General features: G+C 65.9%; 13 protein-coding genes. 11 read left to right on the forward strand and 2 right to left on the reverse strand.

Translation table 11 applies throughout. The features are described from left to right. Positions 1–22 precede the first annotated feature (22 nt). The 5 genes from JOF55_RS13120 to JOF55_RS13140 all read left to right on the forward strand — a co-directional run bounded on the left by JOF55_RS13120 (position 23) and on the right by JOF55_RS13140 (position 5,215). Positions 23–1,252: an MCE family protein gene (locus JOF55_RS13120; RefSeq protein ID WP_310278351.1), complete on the forward strand. Its 1,230-nt coding sequence runs from the start codon at positions 23–25 to the stop codon at positions 1,250–1,252. Further along, positions 1,252–2,448, forward strand: coding sequence for an MCE family protein (locus JOF55_RS13125; protein ID WP_310278355.1), 1,197 nt, complete (start codon positions 1,252–1,254; stop codon positions 2,446–2,448). Before JOF55_RS13120 ends, JOF55_RS13125 begins: the two co-directional genes overlap by 1 nt. Next, positions 2,448–3,548 carry an MlaD family protein gene (locus JOF55_RS13130; protein ID WP_310273992.1) on the forward strand — a complete coding sequence of 367 codons (1,101 nt, stop codon included), beginning with the start codon at positions 2,448–2,450 and terminating at the stop codon, positions 3,546–3,548. The genes JOF55_RS13125 and JOF55_RS13130 overlap by 1 nt, the downstream gene beginning before the upstream one ends. A 40-nt stretch (positions 3,549–3,588) precedes the next feature. Next, positions 3,589–4,173: a hypothetical protein gene (locus JOF55_RS13135; protein ID WP_310273994.1), complete on the forward strand. Its 585-nt coding sequence runs from the start codon at positions 3,589–3,591 to the stop codon at positions 4,171–4,173. An 85-nt stretch (positions 4,174–4,258) separates the two neighbouring features. After that, positions 4,259–5,215, forward strand: a complete 957-nt coding sequence (locus tag JOF55_RS13140; protein WP_310273995.1) for a hypothetical protein — start codon at positions 4,259–4,261, stop codon at positions 5,213–5,215. A 39-nt stretch (positions 5,216–5,254) separates the two neighbouring features. Here the strand turns inward: JOF55_RS13140 and JOF55_RS13145 are convergent, their stop codons facing one another. Continuing rightward, the gene (locus JOF55_RS13145) at positions 5,255–8,572 is read right to left on the reverse strand and encodes a CHAT domain-containing protein (RefSeq protein WP_310273997.1); all 3,318 of its coding nucleotides are present in this window, start codon (positions 8,570–8,572) and stop codon (positions 5,255–5,257) included. Positions 8,573–9,267: 695 nt separating this feature from the next. On the opposite strand from JOF55_RS13145, the gene rpoB reads away from it, so the two are divergent. Next, a complete protein-coding gene (gene rpoB, locus JOF55_RS13150) occupies positions 9,268–12,777 on the forward strand; it encodes a DNA-directed RNA polymerase subunit beta (protein WP_310273998.1) in 3,510 nt (1,169 codons plus the stop codon). A 92-nt stretch (positions 12,778–12,869) separates the two neighbouring features. After that, complete coding sequence (locus JOF55_RS13155) at positions 12,870–16,784, forward strand: DNA-directed RNA polymerase subunit beta' (RefSeq protein WP_310273999.1); 3,915 nt, start codon at positions 12,870–12,872, stop codon at positions 16,782–16,784. Between the two features lie 151 nt (positions 16,785–16,935). Here the strand turns inward: JOF55_RS13155 and JOF55_RS13160 are convergent, their stop codons facing one another. After that, positions 16,936–17,379, reverse strand: coding sequence for a DUF6319 family protein (locus tag JOF55_RS13160; protein ID WP_310274000.1), 444 nt, complete (start codon positions 17,377–17,379; stop codon positions 16,936–16,938). A gap of 274 nt (positions 17,380–17,653) precedes the next feature. Here JOF55_RS13160 and JOF55_RS13165 point away from each other — a divergent pair, with 274 nt between their 5' ends. The 4 genes from JOF55_RS13165 (at position 17,654) to JOF55_RS13180 (ending at position 19,969) form a co-directional block, all read left to right on the forward strand. Next, a complete protein-coding gene (locus JOF55_RS13165) occupies positions 17,654–18,016 on the forward strand; it encodes a YbaB/EbfC family nucleoid-associated protein (protein WP_310274001.1) in 363 nt (120 codons plus the stop codon). A gap of 139 nt (positions 18,017–18,155) precedes the next feature. Next, positions 18,156–18,305 carry a hypothetical protein gene (locus JOF55_RS13170; RefSeq protein WP_310274002.1) on the forward strand — a complete coding sequence of 50 codons (150 nt, stop codon included), beginning with the start codon at positions 18,156–18,158 and terminating at the stop codon, positions 18,303–18,305. 28 nt (positions 18,306–18,333) lie between these two features. Continuing rightward, positions 18,334–19,428, forward strand: coding sequence for a hypothetical protein (locus JOF55_RS13175; RefSeq protein ID WP_310274003.1), 1,095 nt, complete (start codon positions 18,334–18,336; stop codon positions 19,426–19,428). Beyond that, the gene (locus JOF55_RS13180; protein ID WP_310274004.1) at positions 19,367–19,969 is read left to right on the forward strand and encodes a hypothetical protein; all 603 of its coding nucleotides are present in this window, start codon (positions 19,367–19,369) and stop codon (positions 19,967–19,969) included. Before JOF55_RS13175 ends, JOF55_RS13180 begins: the two co-directional genes overlap by 62 nt. Positions 19,970–19,972: the final 3 nt, after the last annotated feature.

A 19,972-nucleotide genomic window follows, 5' to 3' on the forward strand; every position in this document is an offset into this window, starting at 1 on the left:
CGGAAGGTCATGGACGGTGAGCATGTCCCGCCTCGGTAGCCTGCCGTTCACGCGGACACTGGCACTCGGTTGCGCATTCACGCTCCTCGTGACGGCAGGTGCGTGGTGGTTGTTCTTCGGCGCCGACGAGCGCCGCCTGACGGCATACTTCGACTCGGCCGTGGGCGTCTACGAAGGCAGTGACGTGCGGGTGCTGGGTGTGCACGTCGGTCGGATCGAGGTGGTCCAACCACAGCCGGAGCGGGTGCGGGTGGAGATGACCGTGCAACGCGACGTCAGGATTCCCGCCGATGCCGGAGCCGTGGTCATCTCCCCGAGCGTCGTGAGTGGTCGCTACGTGCAGCTTGCCCCCGTCTACCGGGGAGGTCCGACGATGGCGGACGGCGCGGTGATCCCGAACAAGCGCACCGTCACGCCCGTCGAAATCGATCGGATCTACAACAGCCTCAACAAACTGACGACAGCACTGGGACCACAGGGCGCGAACAAGGACGGAGCGCTCTCGGAGCTGCTCAAGACGGGGGCGGCCAACCTCGAAGGCAACGGCGAGTTGCTGTCCGGGACATTGAAGAATCTCGGTCGGATGAGCACGACATTGTCCGGCAGCAGCGAGGACCTTTTCACCACTGTGGACAAACTGCAGAAGTTCACCTCGATGCTGGCCGACAACGATGGCCGGGTTCGTCGGTTCAACGCCCAGATGCGCGAGGTCAACGAGTTGCTGGCCGACCAGCGCGACGACCTGGGCTCGGCACTGTCCGAGCTCGCCCTCGCATTGGGCAAGGTGGAGTCGTTCGTGCGGGACAACCGGGCGAAACTCGCCGATAACGTGGAGCAGTTGAACTCGGTGGCGCAGGTGCTGGTGAAACAGAAGGCAGCGCTGCGTGAGACCCTCACCAACGCCCCGCTGGCTCTGGGCAATTTGCAGAACTCCTACAACGCCGCATCCGGAACCCTGGACACACGGGCCAACATCAACGAGCTCAACCAGCCGCCGATCGTTCTGGTGTGCAAGCTCGTCAAGCAGACCCTACCGGGCAGCGAGCAGCTGGCCGCTCAGCTTCCGGACGGTCTGGCGGACATGTGCGACCGGTTGGAGGGAGTCCTCGGCGGTGCTGCGTCGCTGCCGACACCGGCGGAGACCATCTCGGCGTTGCAACGGGGTGAACTGCCGCCGATGCCGCTGCAGATCCTGAACAGCGGTGGCACAGCGGCCGATTCCCGGCAATCCACCGAAGGAGGTGGTCGGTGATGGGTTCGTCGCGGGCGTTCACAGTGCTGACCGCGCTGACCATGGTCATGCTGATCAGTGGCTGCGGAATCACCGAGTTCAGAGGCATCCACAGCATGCCGTTGCCCGGTGGAGCCGATCTCGGGAACAACCCGTATCGGGTAACGGTGCACTTCCGGGATGTACAGGATCTCGTTCCCAACGCGGGGGTGCGGGTCAACGACGTTCCCGTCGGGCGGGTCACCTCGGTCGAACTGGCGCCGAAGTCATGGCAGGCCCAGGTGACCCTCTCCGTCAACAACAGTGTCGAGCTGCCCGCCAATGCCACCGCCGCGATCCGCCAGTCGAGTCTGCTCGGTGAGAAGTACGTCGAGCTCGCCGCGCCACCGAAGCCGGTCGGTCACCTCGATGACGGGGCACTGATCGGCATCGAACGCACCGGGCGAAGCCCCGAGGTCGAGGAGGTGCTGGGGGCGCTGTCCTTGCTGCTCAACGGCGGCGGTATCGCACAGATCCAGAACATCGCCGAGGAGCTCAACGCCGCGCTGGACGGCCGGGAGGCCGATGTGCGCAGCCTTCTGGCCAATTTGGACGAGTTGGTATCCGAGTTGGACGCGCAGCGGGACGAGATCACACGAGCTCTCGACAGCGTGAACAGGCTCAGCGCGACGCTGAAAGCGCAACGTGCCGATATCGATGTGGCGCTGCGCGAACTCGGCCCCGGGCTGCGGGTACTCAACGAACAGCGTGATCAGCTCGTGACGATGCTGGAATCGCTGGACGAGCTTTCCGGCGTGGCCACCGACGTGGTCAATCGGACCAAGCAGGACCTCGTGCACAACCTGAAATCGCTGCAGCCGGTGTTGCGCCAACTCGCCGCCGCGGGATCGAATCTGCCCAAGGCGTTCGAGCTGTTGTTCACCTTCCCCTTCACCGACAAGTCCGTGCAGGGCATCAAGGGTGACTACACGAATCTCTACGTCAAAGCGGATCTGAATCTGACCCGTACTCTCAAGAATCTGGGGCGCAGCAGGCAACCGATCGTCCGGATGCCGCAGCCGCCATCCTCGGCGCCGCCGCTGCCGTTGCCACTCGCGTCCGGTGCGGACCGCAGCGGGCAATCCCCCGCTGCTCCGTCCGGGGATTCCCGATCCGCGCCGTCTCCGGGTTCCGGCTCCGCCGGCGGCATCCTGGGCGGCCTGCTGGGAGGTAACTGATGCTCGGTCGCAGAGTTCGGATCCAGATCGCCGCGTTCGTGGCGGTCGCGCTGGTCGGTACGAGCTATGCCGGGGCCCGCTACGCCGGTTTGGATCGTTTGTTCGGGCCGCGTGGCTACGTGGTGACGATGAAACTGGCCGACTCGGGAGGCATCTTCTCCAATGCCGAGGTGACCTACCGGGGTGTGCGGGTGGGCCGGGTGGGCACGTTGCGCCTGACCGACGAGGGTGTGGCCGTGCCGCTGGACATCAACCCCGGAGCACCCCCGATCCCGGAGGACGTCCACGCCGTGGTCGCCAACCGCTCGGCCGTGGGGGAGCAGTACGTGGATCTGCGCCCGCAGAGCAGGGGTGGGCCGTACCTCGGTGCCGATTCCGTGATCCCGAAGAAGGCGACCGAGATCCCGTTGCCGGTGGAGGACCTGCTCAAGAACCTGGACGGCCTGGTCAAGTCGGTGCCCAAGGAAGCGCTGCGGACGGTGGTCGACGAACTCGGCAAGGGATTCGCCGGTACGGGCGAGGACCTGCAGACGATTCTGGACACCAGCAGCGACTTCGTCGCCGAAGCTCAACAGCATCTGCCGCAGACGCGGAAGCTGTTGGAGGATGCCACGACAGTGTTGGCGACCCAGAATGATCAGAGCTCGGCGATCAGATCGTTCAGCGAGAACCTGCGGTTGGTCTCCGAACAGCTCAAGCGCTCCGATGGCGACCTGAGTACGGTGATCGAGCGGTCGCCGAGAACAGCACGTCAGATCAGTGGTCTGCTCCGCGAGACAGGACCTCGGTTGACCGGGTTGCTGAAGAACACGGCCTCGACCGCGGAACTGCTGGCTACCAAAACCGACGGAATCGAGCAGCTCCTGGTGACGTATCCGCTGGTCACCTCCGGCGCCTACACTGTCCTGCCCGGTGACGGAACCACTCACTTCGGGCTGGTGCTGAACACGTTCGATCCGATGCCGTGCGTCTACGAGAGCACGGACAAGCGGGCGGGCAATGAGTTGGCGCCGGTGCCGCTGAACACCGAAGCGCGCTGCAAGCTGCCGCCGGACAGCCCGACCGCCGTGCGCGGAGCACACAACGCACCTGGGAGCTGAAAGCGGCGCACCACTGGCCGCTGTTTACCGGAGGGGAACGATGACCACCGCAAGTACAGGCGAGACCCGCACACGCCGATCCCGCGTGGCGCTGCTCGTGGCCGCGCTCCTGCTCGCCGCCTCGACCGGAACCGCCGGGTTCTTCGGAGTGTCGTGGGCAGTGGCCGCCACTGACGAGTCGATCGATCTCGCGGTCGAGCGTGATCAGGCTCTGCGGGACGGTCGTCAGGCGATCATCAACGTCAACACCTTCGACTACCGCAACGTGGAGAAGTCGCTCAACCGATGGGAACGCAGTTCCACGGGGCCGTTCCACGAAACGGTCGTCAAGATCCGCAAGAACAAGATGGAGCAGCTCAAGAAGGGCAAGGCCCAACGGAGTAGCAGGATTCTCGACGCTGCGCTGACCGAGCTCAATGCCCGCGCCGGGAAGGCCCGCATGATCGCGGTGGTGGAAATGACGACGAAGCGGCCCCGGTCCGGGAGCTCGCAGGCCGGGAACTCGCAGTCCGGGCAGTCCACGGTCTGGCGCAGTCGATACAAGGCCGAACTCACGCGAGTGGGACGGACGTGGAAGCTCAGCACGCTCGGATCGGTGGGAGGCGGTCAACCTCCGATCCGCTGATACCGCACGTCGCGCGCACGGGTTTTCAGCCCACTGGAAGCCCCGGACTCCCCCGAAATCCCCGTCGTTGTAGGAGCCACAGCCAGTGTCCACCCCCCGTCGTAGCGGATCGAGTCGCGGATCGTCGCAGAAGCCCTCCGGTGCCCGGCGCCCCCGCGTGGCCGGACTCCACCGGCGCACCGCGCGGAACTCGTCCGCCGAACCCCCGCAGAGTTCAGCGGAATCGTCCGACCGGGAACAGGAACCATCCGCGCAGGAACCGCAGGAACCGCAGGAACCGCAGGAATCGTCCGTGCAGGAGCAATCCGGATGGGACCGGGACCCCGAGGAATCCACGACCCCCGTGGTTGCGGAGGAGACCGCTCCAGTGGACGACTCCGGTGGAGGAACGTGGGACTCGCCGGCCGAGCCGCCGAGCGAACCCCCGGCCGAGCCGCCGAGCGAACCGCCGGATGAGACCCCGGTGACGGAGTCGCAGGAGGCCGTTGCCGGAGCGGACGCCGGAGAAAACCACAGCGGGGCGGACAGGCGACTACGCCGCCCCGCCGCCCTGGTCTCCCTGATGCTGGTACTGACCGTGGCTTTCGGCGGGCTGGCGGTGTGGTTCCACAACGAGGCCCATGCCCTGCGCCACGAGGGTGCCGCCGCGAACAGGGCTCTCGTGGATCAGGCCGCCACGAGTCGGGTCAAGGGGCGGATCACCACTGCGGTGGAGAAGCTGTTCTCGTACGACCACACCAACACCGCCAAGACGGAGAAGGCCGCCAAGAACCTGCTCACCGGCAAGGCCGTGCAGAAATACGACAAGCTGTTCGCCACGGTCCGCAAACAGGCCCCGAAGCAGAAGCTCGTGGTGACCACGACCGTCCAGACCGCAGGAGTCACCCGGCTCCAGGAGAAACGCGCCGAGGTGCTGCTGTTCGTCAACCAGCGCTCCACGCGCACCGAGAGCGGTCGGAGCACTGTCGGACCGGCTCAACTCAGCGTCGTCGCGGAGAAGCACGGCGATCAGTGGAAGATCAGCCGAATCACCCAACGCTGAAGACCGCTTCTACCACGGCCTGCTGCTGCGGTCCCGCACCTACGGGCCGACGTGGGTGTAGGCGGCCCAGCGCGCAGGCTGCTCGGGGTGTTCCTCGCGCATCCTGCGGGCAGCCGCGTGGAGTGCGTCCCCCGAACGGTCGGTGGCGAAGTGCCCGTCCTCGCAGAGTTGTCCGTAGACGCCCGCGTGGATCTGTGCTGCGCTGTCGTCGTCGACGGCCCACAGTGCGCTGATGACGTGCGCGAAACCGGCGAAACCGAGCGCACTGCCCAGGGAGACCGCAGCCGCGGAGGGAATGTCGGCCGTGGTGCGGCACCGTCCGAGGTAGGCGAACTCCGCCTCCGGCAGGTGGACCTGCCCCAACTCGACCAAGTCGAGTGACCGGCCCCAGGGATCCCGGTCCAGGACGCGTCCCGCGGCGGGGTGCGCCGGTTGCTGGGTGCTCGGCTCGCAGACGTGCACCAGTGGGTAGTCGGGCAGCACGTCGAGCACGTCGTCCGGTGTGCTCCTCTCCTGCGCCAGTACATCGGCGGATGGCCAGTATCGCGCCAGAGTCCGGTTCTGTGGTGGTAGCTCCTGGTGCTGCGCAGCCTGCTCCGATCCCGCCGCCACCAGTGCCCGCGGGTGCTTCTCGGCCAACGGCGCACGCCGCTTCGCCCTGAGGAGAGTGCTCAACCCCGGTGTGTAGGACGACACCACACGGTCGAGCGCGCAGGACCGGTCATCCGCGCTGGCTGCCGCATGCAACGGCAGAAATGCAAGAGCCCCGGTGACCGACCACCACAGTCGCGGCCATCTCTCGTTTCCCCGAGGAGCGTGCGTGTAGCCCATCCGGTCGAGCACGGGACGCGTGATGTTGTGCCACAACCAGTCCATGGCTGTGACCAGTCCCTGCTGCTCCTGCCCACCCGGTGCCGCCCGTGCGTTCCGATGGGGTTGCTGAGCAGCGGACACGGCAGCCTCGGCCTGCTCGGTGGCTGATTCCGGCCCCGCTCCGGGCAGGGGAACGATCAGCACGCGCCCGGCGAAGACGATCAATGCATCCGATCGGTACCGACTCAGGTTGACCAGGACGACCGAGCCCTCGTCGGCGGCCGATGCCAGTTCGGCGAACGGTGTGATCCGCAGGTGGTCCTTCTGGGCGTGTTCGGTGCGCGCCTCCCGCAGCAGGTCGTCCCAGGCCTCGGCGAGCCAGCGGCGCCGCTCGCTCTCGGTGACGATGTCGCCCGCAGCCATCTCGGGCTCCTCGGGAGGCCGATCCAGCAGCCTGCGCAGCCGGACCGCATCGGTGGCCAGCTGCTGCTGCCTGCGATGCAGCTCACCGAGTTCGCCGCTGGCGGGGAGCAATTCCGCCAGCAGCGCCCGCCGACCGTGCTCGAGCAGTTCGACCGCACGCTTCGGCTGTCCGACCTCCAGCGCGCAGGCCGCGGCGTCGGCCGTCACGTAGGCCCACCGCCGCTGTGTCACCGGCGACGCGATGGCCCGTTTGCCTCGCGTGACCAGAGGAAGGAGTTCCACGGCCGTGGTGAACGACTCCAGCGCTTCCGACCACCGATGCGCCTGCGCGGCGAGCCGACCGCACAGGTTCGCCGCTCGGAGACGCTGGTCGGCGGGGCCGGTGGGCAGGGTCGCGGCTTCGGTCAGTGCCCTGCGGGCCCAGCGGTAGAGCTTGCGCCTGCCGGTTCTGTGGTACAGCGTTTGCAGGGTGTGGCCGAGATGGGTGCTCACCGCGACCCGTTCCGGCGCGGTCCCGGGCATGGCGATCAGTGCGCGGTCGAACATCTCGGTCGCCGTCTCCAGCTCGGCCGTCCTGGAGTTCCGGCGGTAGCGATGCATGGCGAGAACGCCGAGCTGTGCCCACGCGGTGTGCTGCGGGACCGTCCCGCCGGGTGCGGATTCGAGAGCTTCGGTGGCCACGGTGGCAGCACGCTCCAGGTCCGCAGGCTCTCCCGAATGCTCGTAGCGCGTGATCAGGGTGCTCACCAGTGAGTTCAGTACGGCGCAGCGTTTGTAGGAGTCACTCGCGGCCGCGACCGCGGCCTCCCCGGCGGCTACCGCCGTGTCGAGTGTGTCGGGATCGGCGCCGTACAGGTAATGCCTGCGAGTGAGCGCACCGTAACCGGCCAGCGCCATCGCGCGGTTGGGGTCGTCGGAGGCGAGGCCGCGGATGGCGGGGCCGATGGCTCGCAGTGCCGGGTACAGATTGCCCGGTTCGCTCGCGCTGTCGACATATTCCGCGGTCGCGGAGGTGAGGCTCCAGAGCACCTTGCCCAGCAGAGCGTGGCTGTTGTCGACATCGTCGGTGATGCCGAGCAACTCGTTGATCGCCGACTGCAGGTCGTGGAGATCACCGCGCTGGCGGTAGCGTAGCCGCAAAGCTTCGGAGAGGTGCACCAGAGCGGTATACCGGTGTTCTCCGCCCGGAAGGATGTCGATGCCGTTGCGCAGGTGGTCGATGCCTTCGTCCAGGTCCTCGGCCGCTGCGGCGCGTTCGTGGCGCCGCAGCAGGGCGGAGCCGAGATTGATGAGCAGTTCCGGCCCGTCCGACCGGTGTGCCTGGGCGTGTTCGCCGCTCAGAGCTCCCCGTGCGGCCTCCCGGAAGAGTTCGACGGACTCCTCGTCCGAGTCGGGGTCCTCGGCGATCCGGGCATACAGCTTCAGCGCGTTGGCCAGCCGGATCAGCGTCGTGACCCGGCGCTGATCGTCGCTGCTCACGTGATTCATCGCCCGGCGAGCGGCCCGGACAGCGTCGGCGGCATGGCCTGCTTCACCCGTCCGTGCCGCGTGGTCGGTCAGGGCGAGTGCGAGGTTGCACGAGTAGAGCACGAGATCGGGATCGTCGTCCTGGCCGGTGGAGGCGGCGGCACGGTAGTAGCCCACCGCGTCTTCCAGGTCGGCGATGTCGCCGCTGGAGATGTAGGCGAGTTGGGCGGCGCTGCCGAGATTGTTGAGCACGCTCGGCCGCGACGGGTCCTGTTCGTGCAGGACACCGGCAGTGGCGCGCAACACCTGGATGACCCAGGACAGATCCCGGAAATCGCGGGTGGTCACCATCTCGTTCAGTGCCGACAGTGCACGGGCATAGCGCTGTTGGGGACTTTCCCGGGAGGTTTGCGGGGACTCGGGAGGTGACTGCCTGCGCCCGCCCTGCCCCTCGCTTCCTGCCCGATCGCCGGCTGTGGGGCCGGTGGGGCCACTGGCTGCGGGGTGGCCGGTCGACTGCTGGTCGGCGGCTGCCGGGCTGCTGTCCGTGCTGTCCGCGAACCAGGTATTGCCCCGATGCTCCTGGGACGGCTCCTCTGCCGAACGTGGCAGCCGTCGAAACGTTCGGTTCCGGCGACTCACGTCGTCATCCATCCTGTTCTCCCGTGTCGCGTCCACGTGAATCGTGGCCTTTGCCGTGGTGGGCGGCATCACAGTATCGACATTCGCCGGTCGGCAGTAGTCCGATCGTATGAGGACGACGATCCGATCGTGTGCACCCGTCGGTGCTCCGTTTGTTCACCTCCCGCAAGAATGCGGAGTCAGGCGGTACGGGTGGCCCCGGTCGGGGGCCCGCCGGGGAGGTAGGGGAGAGGGTCGCCCGCGTGGCGGAGAGCCGGTTCTGGTGCGGCAATGACGCGAAACATATTCGTACACGCTTGCGATACCCTTGTGCCCTGCGGCTTGGCTGCTCCCGGCGCTCTCGTTTCGACCACGGTGAGTGATCGTGTTCTGCGCCACGAGAGTGATCGGCATATGGCCTCTTGACTGTGGGCTCAGGGCGGGTCACGCTGGGGCTCGACACGGGACAGGGCAGCGTGCAGTGGGCCCCTCTCGACAGCTGGCGTCGCATCGGTTAGACTGCTACTTTGCGCTGCCCTCTTTCCGTCTTCCCCGGTTTCGTATGGGCTGTTTCGTATCAGCTGGACGCATGCGGACGGGGTCGTGGGACGTGGGCGCCATTGCACCCTTGACAGTCGTGTTATCGGATGTCACCGGCTGGTTATCGACCGGTCACCCGTGGCGTCCGGAGCGGCTGTAGCCAGTTCAGAGTCCCGGAAGGACGCATCTTGGCAGTCTCCCGCGCGACCAAGGTCTCTGCAGCTTCCAACTCCACGTCGGGGATCCCTGGGGCCCCGAAGCGAGTCTCGTTCGCGAAGATCCGTGAGCCGCTGGAAGTGCCTGATCTGCTCGATCTGCAGGTCCAATCCTTCGAATGGCTCGTCGGCGACGAGACCTGGTTCCAGCGCCGGGTCGACTCCGGCGAGGACAATCCTGTTGGCGGCCTGGCAGAGGTTCTCAGCGAGATCTCCCCGATCGAGGACTTCTCCGGATCGATGTCGCTGTCCTTTTCCGACCCACGCTTCGACGAGGTGAAGGCCTCCGTCGAGGAGTGCAAGGACAAGGACATGACCTACGCGGCACCGTTGTTCGTGACCGCAGAGTTCATCAACCAGAGCACCGGCGAGATCAAGAGCCAGACGGTGTTCATGGGTGACTTCCCCGTGATGAGCGACAAGGGCACGTTCATCATCAACGGCACCGAGCGGGTCGTGGTCTCCCAGTTGGTCCGCTCCCCCGGCGTGTACTTCGACCAGTCGGTCGACAAGAGCACCGACAAGGACGTGTACAGCGTCAAGATCATCCCCAGCCGCGGTGCGTGGCTGGAGTTCGATGTCGACAAGCGTGACACCGTCGGTGTGCGGATCGATCGCAAGCGTCGTCAGCCGGTCACCGTGCTGCTCAAGGCACTGGGTTGGACGGCCGAGGCCATTCGCGAGCGCTTCGGTTTCTCCGAAACGCTGATGGCGACCTTGGAGAAGGATCACACGGCGGGGCAGGACGAGGCCCTGCTCGACATCTACCGCAAGCTGCGGCCCGGTGAGCCGCCGACGAAGGAGAGCGCACAGACCCTCCTGGAGAACCTGTTCTTCAAGGAGAAGCGCTACGACCTCGCCCGTGTCGGCCGCTACAAGATCAACAAGAAACTCGGCCTGCAACTGCCGTTCTCCTCCGGCGTGCTGACCGAGGACGACATCATCACCTCCATCGAGTACCTCGTGCGTCTGCACGCGGGTGAGAACTCCATGCCCGTCCCCGGAAGCGGGGAGTCGGAGGCCGCGGAGGGGGCGACCGTCCCCGTCGAGCTCGACGACATCGACCACTTCGGCAACCGGCGTCTGCGTACGGTCGGGGAACTGATCCAGAATCAGGTTCGGGTCGGCCTGTCCCGCATGGAGCGAGTCGTCCGGGAGCGGATGACCACGCAGGACGTCGAGGCGATCACGCCGCAGACGCTGATCAACATCCGTCCGATCACGGCGGCCATCAGGGAGTTCTTCGGGACCTCGCAGCTGTCGCAGTTCATGGACCAGACCAACTCGCTGGCAGGACTGACGCACAAGCGCCGCCTGTCCGCGCTGGGGCCCGGTGGTCTCTCCCGTGAGCGCGCGCTGGTGGAAGTCCGTGACGTGCACCCCTCGCACTACGGCCGGATGTGCCCGATCGAGACGCCGGAAGGCCCGAACATCGGTCTGATCGGCTCGCTGGCCACGTACGGCCGGGTCAATCCGTTCGGGTTCATCGAGACCCCGTATCGCCGGGTCGTCGACGGCGTGGTCACCGATGAGGTCGACTACCTGACCGCCGACGAGGAAGACCGCCACGTCAAGGCCCAGGCCAACACGCCGATCGACGACGACGGCAACTTCCTCGAGGATCGCGTGCTGGGTCGCCGTAAGGGCGGCGAGGTCGAGCTGCTGGCTCCCACCGAGATCGACTACATGGACGTCGCGCCGCGCCAGATGGTCTCGGCGGCCACTGCGATGCTGCCGTTCCTGGAGCACGACGACGCCAACCGTGCGCTGATGGGGGCGAACATGCAGCGCCAGGCGGTGCCGCTGCTGCGCAGCGAGGCGCCGCTGGTCGGTACCGGCATGGAGTCGCGTGCCGCTGTCGACGCCGGTGACGTGGTCGTGACGGACAAGTCCGGAGTGATCGAGGAACTGAGCGCGGACTACGTCACGGTGATGGGTGACGACGGAAAGCGGCATACCCACCGGCTGCAGAAGTTCGCCCGTTCCAACCACGGCACCTGCATCAACCAGAAGCCGATCATCAACGAGGGCGACCGAGTCGAGGCCGGCCAGGTGCTCGCGGACGGTCCGTCCACCGAGAACGGTGAGATGGCCCTGGGCAAGAACCTGCGTGTGGCCATCATGCCGTGGGAGGGACACAACTACGAGGACGCCATCGTCCTGTCCCAGCGGCTGGTGCAGGACGACGTGCTCACCTCGATCCACATCGAGGAGCACGAGGTCGACGCCCGCGACACCAAGCTGGGTTCCGAGGAGATCACCCGCGACATCCCGAACGTCTCCGAGGACGTTCTGTCCGACCTCGACGAGCGGGGCATCATCCGCATCGGCGCCGAGGTGCAGGGTGGGGACATCCTGGTCGGCAAGGTCACGCCGAAGGGTGAGACCGAGCTGACCCCCGAGGAGCGGTTGCTGCGGGCGATCTTCGGCGAGAAGGCCCGGGAGGTCCGCGACACCTCGCTGAAGGTTCCGCACGGCGAAACCGGCAAGGTCATCGGCATCCGCGTGTTCAACCGCGAGGACGAGGACGAGCTGCCGCCCGGCGTCAACGAGCTGGTCCGCGTCTACGTGGCGCAGAAGGGCAAGATCCAGGACGGTGACAAGCTCGCCGGTCGGCACGGCAACAAGGGCGTCATCGGCAAGATCCTGCCGATCGAGGACATGCCGTTCATGTCCGACGGCACGCCGGTCGACATGATCCTCAATACCCACGGTGTTCCCCGACGGATGAACATCGGTCAGGTACTCGAAAGCCATCTCGGATGGATCGCCTCGCAGGGCTGGTCGATCGACGGCAATCCCGACTGGGCGAAGAAACTGCCCGAGGAGCTCTACGAGGTGGAGCCGGGAACCAATACCGCCAGCCCCGTCTTCGACGGTGCTCGGGAAGAGGAGATCACCGGCCTGCTCGCTTCGACCAAGCCGAACCGCGACGGTGAGCGGATGGTCGGTGGCGACGGCAAGGCGACGCTGATCGACGGCCGTAGCGGCGAGCCGTACCCGTATCCGGTCGCGGTCGGATACATGTACATCCTCAAGCTGCTGCACCTGGTGGATGACAAGATCCACGCTCGGTCGACCGGTCCGTACTCGATGATCACCCAGCAGCCGTTGGGTGGTAAGGCCCAGTTCGGTGGTCAGCGCTTCGGTGAGATGGAGTGCTGGGCCATGCAGGCCTACGGTGCCGCATACACGCTGCAGGAACTGTTGACGATCAAGTCCGACGACGTGCTCGGTCGCGTCAAGGTCTACGAGGCGGTCGTCAAGGGTGAGAACATCCCCGAACCGGGGATTCCGGAGTCGTTCAAGGTGCTGCTCAAGGAGTTGCAGTCGCTGTGCCTGAACGTCGAGGTGCTTTCCAGCGACGGTGCCGCCATCGAAATGCGCGACGGTGATGACGAGGATCTGGAGCGGGCCGCCGCCAACCTCGGCATCAACCTCTCCAAGAACGAGGCACCCTCGGTCGACGACGTCGTCACCTGACCTCGTCGGCGGTTCGCGGGGGCCGCACCCGGCCTCCGCGAACCGACCCCACGCCCATCCGGCAGAACCTCAACAAAGGGAGAAGACCCGACGTGCTTGACGTCAACTTCTTCGACGAACTCCGCATCGGACTGGCCACGGCCGACGATATTCGCCAGTGGTCCTACGGCGAGGTCAAGAAGCCCGAGACCATCAACTACCGGACCCTGAAGCCGGAGAAGGACGGGCTGTTCTGCGAGAAGATCTTCGGCCCGACCCGCGACTGGGAATGCTACTGCGGCAAGTACAAGCGGGTCCGCTTCAAGGGCATCATCTGTGAGCGCTGCGGTGTCGAGGTGACCCGCGCCAAGGTGCGCCGTGAGCGGATGGGGCACATCGAACTCGCTGCTTCGGTGACCCACATCTGGTACTTCAAGGGCGTTCCGAGTCGGCTGGGCTACCTGCTCGACCTGGCTCCCAAGGACCTCGAGAAGATCATCTACTTCGCCGCCTACGTGGTCACCTCGGTGAACACCGAGATGCGGCACAACGACATGCCGACGCTGGAAAGCGAGATCAGCGTCGAGCGCAAGAACATCGCCGACCAGCGGGACTCGGACCTGGAGGCCCGTGCCCAGAAGCTGGAGGCGGACCTCGCCGAGCTCGAGAACGAGGGTGCCAAGAGCGATGTTCGCCGCAAGGTCAAGGAAGGCGGCGAGCGCGAGATGAAGCAGCTGCGCGAGCGTGCGCAGCGCGACATCGACAGGCTCGACGAGATCTGGGAGACCTTCACCAAGCTGGAGCCCCGGCAGCTGATCTCCGACGAGTCGCTCTACCGCGAGCTCTACGACCGCTACGGCGAGTACTTCACCGGCGGTATGGGTGCCGAGTCGATCGAGGCCCTGCTGGCCAACTTCGACATCGACGCCGAGGCGGAGTCGCTGCGCGAGGTCATCCGCTCCGGTAAGGGGCAGAAGAAGCTGCGTGCGCTCAAGCGGCTCAAGGTCGTCGCGGCGTTCCAGACCACCGGCAACAACCCGCAGGGCATGGTGTTGGGTGCGGTCCCGGTCATCCCGCCGGACCTGCGCCCGATGGTGCAGCTCGACGGTGGCCGCTTCGCGACCTCCGACCTCAACGACCTGTACCGCAGGGTCATCAACCGCAACAACCGCCTCAAGCGACTGATCGACCTCGGAGCTCCCGAGATCATCGTCAACAACGAGAAGCGGATGCTGCAGGAGTCGGTGGACGCGCTGTTCGACAACGGTCGCCGCGGCCGGCCGGTCAGTGGCCCGGGCAACCGTCCGTTGAAGTCGCTGTCCGACCTGCTCAAGGGCAAGCAGGGCCGGTTCCGGCAGAACCTGCTGGGGAAGCGTGTCGACTACTCGGGCCGTTCGGTCATCATCGTCGGGCCGCAGCTGCAGCTGCACCAGTGCGGTCTGCCGAAGGAGATGGCGGTCGAGCTGTTCAAGCCGTTCGTCATGAAACGGCTGGTCGACCTCAACCACGCGCAGAACATCAAGTCCGCGAAGCGGATGGTGGAGCGTCAGCGTCCGCAGGTCTGGGACGTGCTCGAAGAGGTCATCGCCGAGCATCCGGTACTACTCAACCGTGCTCCCACGCTGCACCGGCTGGGTATTCAGGCGTTCGAGCCGCAGCTGGTGGAAGGCAAGGCCATCCAGCTGCACCCGCTGGTCTGTGAGGCGTTCAACGCCGACTTCGACGGTGACCAGATGGCGGTGCATCTGCCGCTGTCGGCCGAAGCCCAGGCCGAGGCCCGCGTGCTGATGTTGTCCAGCAACAACATCCTTTCGCCCGCCTCCGGACGGCCCCTGGCGATGCCGCGTCTGGACATGGTCACCGGCCTGTACTACCTGACCCGGCAGGTCGACGGTGCCACCGGTGAGGGCCAGGTCTTCTCCTCCCCGGCCGAGGCGATCATGGCCCGCGACCTGGGTGTGCTGGATCTGCAGGCCAAGGCCAAGATCCGGTTGCACGACGTCGTTCCGCCGACGGGCAGGACCCCGGAGGACTGGCAGCCCGGCGATCCCATCACGTTGGAGACCACGCTGGGTCGCGTGCTGTTCAACGAGCTCCTGCCGACGGACTACCCGTTCGTCGACGAATTGCTGGCGAAGAAGCGCCAGGGTGCGATCGTCAACGATCTCGCCGAGCGCTATCCGATGGTCACGGTGGCGCAGACGCTGGACCGGCTCAAGGACGCCGGCTTCTACTGGGCGACCCGCTCGGGCGTGACCACCGCGATCTCCGACGTCCTGGTGCCGCCGAACAAGACGGAGATCCTGGACTCGTACGAGCAGCGGGCCGACCAGGTCGAGAAGCGGTACCGCCGCGGTGCCCTGTCCCACGCCGAGCGCAACGCCGAGTTGGTCAAGGTGTGGAACTCGGCCAAGGACGAGGTCGCCGACGAGATGGAGAAGAACTTCCCGGAGGACAACTCGATCAGCATGATCGTGAAGTCCGGAGCTGCCGGGAACATGTCCCAGATCGTCCAGCTCGCCGGTATGCGTGGCCTGGTGTCGAACCCGAAGGGTGAGTACATCCCGCGTCCGATCAAGACGAACTTCCGTGAAGGTCTGTCGGTGCTGGAGTACTTCATCTCCAACCACGGTGCCCGGAAGGGTCTGGCCGACACGGCGCTGCGTACCGCCGACTCGGGGTACCTGACCCGTCGCCTGGTGGACGTCTCCCAGGACGTCATCGTGCGCGAGGCCGACTGCGCCACCGACCGCGGTGTCCGGATGCCGGTTGCCGAGCGGTCGGCCGACGGTCGGATGGTCCGCGACCCGAACGTGGAGACCAGCGTCTACGCCCGTACGACCGCCGAGGACGTGGTCGACTCCGACGGCAACATCGTGCTCGCCCGTGGTTCCGACCTGGGTGACCCGGCGATCGAGACACTGCTCAACGCGGGCGTCACGAAGGTCAAGGTACGCAGCGTGCTGACCTGCGAGTCGGGCAACGGTGTGTGCTCCGTCTGCTACGGCCGCTCGATGGCCACCGGCAAGCTCGTCGACGTCGGCGAGGCTGTCGGCATCGTCGCCGCCCAGTCCATCGGTGAGCCCGGTACGCAGCTGACCATGCGGACCTTCCACCAGGGAGGTGTCACCGGAGGTGACGACATCACCGCCGGTCTGCCGCGTGTGCAGGAGCTGTTCGAGGCTCGGGTGCCGAAGGGCAAGGCGCCGATCGCGGATGCGCCGGGCCGGATCCGTCTGGAGGACAACGAGCGGTCCTGGAAGATCACGATCACTCCGGATGACGGCAGCGAGGAGATCGTCTACGACAAGCTGTCGAAGCGGCAGCGACTTGCCGTGATCACGGTGGACGGCACCGAGCGCCAGATCGAGGACGGCGACCACGTCGATGTCGGCCAGCGGCTGATGGAGGGCGCGGTCGACCCGCACGAGATCCTGCGTGTGATGGGTCCGCGCGAGGCGCAGTTGCACCTGGTCCGCGAGGTCCAGGAGGTGTACCGCTCGCAGGGTGTGGGCATTCACGACAAGCACGTCGAGGTCATCGTCCGGCAGATGCTGCGCCGTGTCATCATCATCGACTCGGGTGCGACCGAGTTCCTGCCCGGCTCGCCGGTGGAGCGCTCGCAGTTCGAGGGTGAGAACAGGCGCGTGGTGGCCGAGGGTGGCGACCCGGCCTCGGGCCGCCCGGTGCTGATGGGTATCACCAAGGCCTCGCTGGCCACCGAGTCGTGGCTGTCGGCGGCCTCCTTCCAGGAGACCACGCGGATCCTCACCAACGCCGCGATCGAGGGTGCGAGCGACAAGCTGGTCGGTCTGAAGGAGAACGTGATCATCGGTAAGTTGATCCCGGCGGGCACGGGCATCAACAAGTACCGCAACATCCAGGTGCAGCCGACGGAGGAGGCCCGGGCCGCGGCTTACGCGATCCCGTCCTACGACGACGGCTACTACACGCCGGATGTTTTCGGTGCCGCTACCGGTGCCGCGGTTCCGCTCGACGACTTCGACTTCGGGCGCGATTACCGCTGATTCGGCGGTGCTCGGCCGCGGACGCCGTCATGGTGTGCCGACGGTTGTGAATAGCCAGGGCTCCCTGTCCGTCTCCTCCGGGCAGGGAGCCCTTTTCGTTCCGGGGGAGGGTGTCGATTTCTCGCGAAATCGACACCCTTGCTCGCCGGTTTCAGCTCTCGAGGTCGGCGAGGGTCTTTTTCACTCGTTCCATCTCGGCTTCCAACTCGGCGAGCTTGGCCTCGTGCTGCTGACGCGCATCACTGATTACCGTCTCGATGGCTTCCGAGATGTCCTCGTGCAGTTCGGAGGCGGCCTTGGACACGGCCGATGCGGGGATCGACAGCCCCTGCACGACGCGTTTGCCCGCATGCGTCAGCTCGGCCTGCCACTCGCCTTCGGCGGTTCCGGTGACCGTCAGCGTCAGTTCGACCGAGCGGGTCTTGCGCGCTGTGCTCTGCTTGCGGGTCTTCTTCTTGGAGGCGGCGCTCTCGGCGGCAGCCTGCTCGGAACCCGCTTGTTCGGAACCCGCTTGTTCGGAACCCGCTTGTTCGGAACCGGACTGCTCGGAGTTCACCGGTTCCTGGACGATGGTGTCGGTGTCCTGCTCGCTCATTGTTTCCTCCTTCGGTCTTACGGAAGACAGATCAGGATAGAACAGGAGTTCGCCCGTGATGACACTCGGTGGTCACCCGGTTCACGTCGAGGTGCATCGGTGATGTGCTCGGTGCGCGGAGGACACGGGACCGGTCACCCATTCCCTTCGGGGCGGCCGTGCACGAGGAGTCCGGTTCGGACGGAAAAACTGCACATGCAGGATCATGTGGAACGCCCTTCTGTCACTCGTTCGGCTGGTAGCGTTGTGATCACGCGAGTGGGCGAGGGGAATCGTGTCCGGGGAGGATGCTCGGCGTCGCGAGCTGGAGGCGCGAAACGCCGGTCTTCGCACACAGATCGACAGCATGCTCTCCGATCTGCAGCGGAAGCAGGCCGAGGCCGCGCAGCGAACTCACGAGGTGGCCTCCGAGGACGGGATGGTCACCGCCAGGGTCGACGCGACCGGCACGTTGGAGGAGCTGACGCTGTCGCCCAAGACATTCGAGCGCAGTTCACCCGAGAGTCTGGCCAGGGCCATCACCAGTGTCGTCCGGGAAGCTTCCGGTGGCGCTCAGCAAGCCCGGCAGGAACTGGTCAACTCCGGTCCACTAGGTCGCTCCGCCCGATCCCGCCGAACGCGCGCAGCGAGCCGGTGACGATTCCGGAGATCCCTTCCCGCCGCGCAAGCAATCCGCAGCGAGGCGGGAACGTGGCCGCGACCCCACCGATGAGGACGACTTCGCCGACCCGTCCTCCCCGGCTCGGGGGCACTGGTGAACGCGCCGTTGATGCGCGATGGAGCTCGAAGCGCTGCGGTCGAGCTCTCGGAAAATGGGCAATGCGATCGACGACATCAGCGCCACCCTGATGAGCACCGCCAACGACACCGAATCGAACGATCAGCAGTCCAGTGACGGATTCTCCGGCCTGCGCAGGCAAGTCTGATTCGCCGACGTAATCCGGGGGGAAAAGCGTGTCCATCGAGGTACCCGAGTGGGTGCAGTGGCTGCTGCCGATCTGCGTCGGCGCGCACCGGCCCGAGGGTGACGAGGACGCTCTACGACGTATGGCCGAGGCCTACCGAGTGGCTGCCGTGCGAATCGCGTTCCGCTTCCTGAGCAACATCCTCATCGAGATCGGAACGTCGGTGGCCATCGACGTCGTGGTGCAACTGACCCAGTGCGCCATGGGCACGCGGGAGAACCGGGACGGAAGCAAAACCCTCGATGCGGTGCAGTCCGGTGCGGTCGGCGGGGCATTCGACATTCCGGGGGCGAAGGTGGCGGCAGGCCGGCTCGGTGGCGTCGCAGGCGACGCGGCTTCGGGGGTTGCGGAGTCCGCGCCGTCCAGTCGTGACTCTGTGTCCACTGCGGACACCGGAAGCCGATTGTCCGGGGACGCGGCGGTCCCTTCCACAGTGGGCGATTCCGCAGGAGGGGGTGCAGGCGGCGGGTCTGCGGGCGATGGTTCCGCACCGGGTGGGTCGGCTCGGCCGCCCGGTATTCCGGAATTCCTCGATCCTGGCGGACCCCGGTACTCGGGAATCCAGCGTCGCCGTGACCCGTTCGGAAGACCGATACCAGGGCATGTCCGTGACGGAGGTAAGCGGGTACCGCATGGCTTCTACGATCGATTCGGAGCCTGGATGCCGCATGGGGTGGTGGATCAGTACGGGCGATGGATCCCCGGACATCGCGACGTCCGAGGGCAATTTCTGCCGAATGGGTATTACGACCAGCAGGGACGCTGGCTCCCACATGGGCGGCTTGACGATGCCGGTCGCTGGGTACCGATGCGCTTCGACGGTGTTGCTTTCCACGATACCGGCGTGTACCACCCACGGACCGGGGCGCCCAGTACCACCGCAGGAGTCTCCACGTGGGCAGCCGCCTCTCTCGGCCGCAGGACAGCCTCGGCGAACGGAATCGCAGGAATTCTCCGCAAGCTCTGCAGAGCCAGCGTGGCGACCTGCGACCGAAGCGGCGTTCGAGCAGCCGATTACCGCGGTGGGTGGCTCGGCGGAGGAATCGGGATCAAGTTCTCAGCTGGGAATCTCGGACAAAAATGAACCGTCCAGCCTTGACCACGAGAACCCGGAGCAGCATCTCGACAGCTCGTCAGACGAGGACAAATTCGGCAACCAACAATTATCGAAGATTGCTGACGAGGACCTTGAAAAGTTTCAAGGTGAATTGGTCGACGTCCTTGACGGCAGTTATGAAGAGCCGTCGGAAATCCCCGTGGATTCACTGGGCTCCAGTGGTGGGAGTGACGACGTCCCGGGTGCCGCTTTGGCCGCGGGGGATGAGCCGTACTCTGCTCCGGAGTGCTTCGCCGATCCGAACTTCCGCGCTTCTCGAGCCGATGCCATCAATATGATGCACAATTACCGTGAAGGTGAGTGGGAGAAAGGTGCCAAAGACTTCGAATCGATCGGTGACAGCTCTCCTGAACTTGCTGCGGTCGATTTGGAAGTGGCTATGGGAGCGCGAGCCTATACGTCGTGGCACTCATACGCCGACATTGACAGGGCACTGCGCGATAAACCAAAGGTGCTTACCACGTCGCGGCCGAGCAAGATCGTCGATGTGTTGGTCGGGAATCTGTAGAAT

The organism is Haloactinomyces albus (genome assembly GCF_031458135.1).
GTDB classification, from domain to species: domain Bacteria; phylum Actinomycetota; class Actinomycetes; order Mycobacteriales; family Pseudonocardiaceae; genus Haloactinomyces; species Haloactinomyces albus.

Excerpts from the sequence above, each read along its gene's own strand:
- JOF55_RS13120 (WP_310278351.1), top strand. The coding sequence starts at position 23 with ATGTCCCGCCTCGGTAGCCTGCCGTTCACGCGGACACTGGCACTCGGT.
- JOF55_RS13125 (WP_310278355.1), top strand. The coding sequence starts at position 1,252 with ATGGGTTCGTCGCGGGCGTTCACAGTGCTGACCGCGCTGACCATGGTC.
- JOF55_RS13130 (WP_310273992.1), top strand. The coding sequence starts at position 2,448 with ATGCTCGGTCGCAGAGTTCGGATCCAGATCGCCGCGTTCGTGGCGGTC.
- JOF55_RS13135 (WP_310273994.1), top strand. The coding sequence starts at position 3,589 with ATGACCACCGCAAGTACAGGCGAGACCCGCACACGCCGATCCCGCGTG.
- JOF55_RS13145 (WP_310273997.1), bottom strand. The coding sequence starts at position 8,572 with ATGGATGACGACGTGAGTCGCCGGAACCGAACGTTTCGACGGCTGCCA.
- JOF55_RS13160 (WP_310274000.1), bottom strand. The coding sequence starts at position 17,379 with ATGAGCGAGCAGGACACCGACACCATCGTCCAGGAACCGGTGAACTCC.
- JOF55_RS13170 (WP_310274002.1), top strand. The coding sequence starts at position 18,156 with ATGGAGCTCGAAGCGCTGCGGTCGAGCTCTCGGAAAATGGGCAATGCG.